Origin of the sequence: Mesorhizobium sp. LMG 17147, from assembly GCF_024297145.1 — a bacterium.
Classification (GTDB): domain Bacteria; phylum Pseudomonadota; class Alphaproteobacteria; order Rhizobiales; family Rhizobiaceae; genus Mesorhizobium.
This window is the reverse complement of the sequence record NZ_JANCTC010000068.1, coordinates 1-347: the sequence shown is the minus strand read 5'-3', so window position 1 is coordinate 347 and position 347 is coordinate 1. Positions and strand designations below refer to the sequence as shown.

The 347-nt window shown below is 59.7% G+C and carries 1 protein-coding gene; it reads right to left on the bottom strand.

Translation table 11 applies throughout. The features are described from left to right. Nucleotides 1-347 (bottom strand): amino acid ABC transporter ATP-binding protein (locus NMG46_RS29605; protein WP_254820790.1); only part of this gene is annotated, 347 nt, incomplete at both ends.

The window sequence follows — 347 nt, the reverse complement described above, 5'->3', positions numbered from 1 at the left end:
ACGCGCTGTTGCTGGCCGCCGGAAAGCTGGCCGGGATATTTGTTGGCCTGTTCCGGGATCTTGACGCGCTTGAGGAAATGCATGGCGATTTCCTCGGCCTGTTTGCGCGGCATCTTGCGCACCCAGATCGGCGCCAGCGTGCAATTCTCCAGAATGGTCAGATGCGGGAACAGGTTGAAGTGCTGGAACACCATGCCGACCTCGCGGCGCACCTCGTCGATCTTCTTCAGATCGTTGGTCAGTTCCTTGCCGTCGACGATGATCTTGCCCTTCTGGTGTTCCTCCAGCCGGTTGATGCAGCGGATCATCGTCGATTTGCCGGAGCCCGACGGGCCGCAGATGACGAT